The 1,477-nt window shown below is 59.4% G+C and carries 2 protein-coding genes; both read right to left on the bottom strand.

Annotated features, from left to right (window positions below; genetic code table 11):
- The coding region (locus AC5RWT_RS37345; RefSeq protein ID WP_494084611.1) for an aminotransferase class III-fold pyridoxal phosphate-dependent enzyme at positions 1 to 410 on the bottom strand (410 nt) is incomplete at its 3' end.
- Positions 411 to 597: 187 nt separating this feature from the next.
- The coding region (locus tag AC5RWT_RS37340; protein ID WP_494084610.1) for a biotin/lipoyl-binding carrier protein at positions 598 to 1,477 on the bottom strand (880 nt) is incomplete at its 5' end.

Below are 1,477 nucleotides of genomic sequence, written 5' to 3'. Positions count from 1 at the left end.
CAGTGGCGCCGTGCAATCTTGCAGGCCAGGTCGACGGAGTCCGACCCGCCGCTGTTGAAAATCATTTTGGCGTCCGGGATCGGACCCATGGCCACGATCCGGTCCGCGAGGGAGAGCGCTACGTCGTTCGAGAACCGCCCGAACACGTGGTAAGTCTCCAGTTTGCGCATCTGGTCATAAGCCGCTTTCGCCACTGATTCCCTGCCGTGGCCAATGTTTGCGTGCCATAATCCGGCGGTGGCATCGAGCAGGCGGCGTCCGTCCGAGGTCGTGAGGTACGCGCCGTGCCCTTCGGTAATCACGACGCGGCGTTGCAGGACCGAGGGCATGTGCGCTTGGGCGCTCCAGAGTGACTCGCCCACGAGCTTGGCACGATTTGCTGGGTTAAGAACGGTTGCTTCGGTAGCCATTAGTTTGTTCTCCTAGGCAGGCAGGCCAATAGGGCAGTTCCATGTATAGCCGCCGCCGGACTGCCCCGTGGCTCGTGGGCTGTCCCAAGTGCGCGTCGCTTGCGGGCGTGGATGAGTAGCGGATTCATCATGCATTCAGGCGAAGTCGGACGTGGGCATTCCCCGGAGCGGCGTGTGCCCGCGCGGGCTAGTCGAGGACGGCGAGTAGTTGTCCTTCCGCGACCGCATCCCCTTCGGACACGGAGATGTCGGAGATAACGCCGGATTCGGGCGCTTCAACCGGAATCTCCATTTTCATCGATTCGAGGATCATGATGGTTTCGTCTTCCTCCACAGACGCTCCCGGCGCCACAAGGATTTTCCAAACATTCGCCGCCAGATCCGACCGTACTTCACTCAATTTGCGTTCCTCCTTGAAAAACCGGGCCATTAAGTCGCTGTATTCGTCATGGACCGGCGGCGCTGGCCGGTGTGGTCCATGTGTTGTTTGATTTGCTCGTCCAAGTCCGCGATGTTCCCTCCTTCCACGTTTGCCAAAAGCTCCTGGTGTTCGGCCGCTATCTTTTGTGGATGGGGATACGATTTCTCCAGCATCATGAGCGACAGGCGCGTTTCGGTGAGGAGCGTCTGGTAGAAGACGGTAAGGCGTTTGTTGCCGAGACTCCCGACCAAGACCGTGTGGAACGCCAAGTCCAAGTCGACCAGATCGGACCAGGGTCGCCCGCTTCCCCGGGGCTGTCTTCATATCGCCGGTGATGCGGTGAAGTTCATCAAAGATCTGTTTCCTTGGATTCTTTGCAAGCTCCTCGGCAGCTGTCTTTTCAACGGAGTGACGTGCGACGGAGATGTCATCCATATCCGCCTCGGATAGTTCCAAAACAAAAACTCCGCGGTTGCGTACCCGGTGCAGGAGACCTTCCTGTATAAGCCGCTGCATTGCTTCGCGCACCGGCGAACGGCTGACGTTCAACTGCTGGGCAAGACTGGTTTCCCGCAGCTGTTGGCCCGGCGAGTAGGCGCCCTTTTCGATCGCGCCCCGCAGCCGGTTGACGATGGTGTCCACCGTT

The organism is Arthrobacter sp. Dra40, assembly GCF_059091905.1.
The sequence above is the reverse complement of the archived record's forward strand: the minus strand, read 5'-3'. Positions and strand labels throughout refer to the sequence as shown.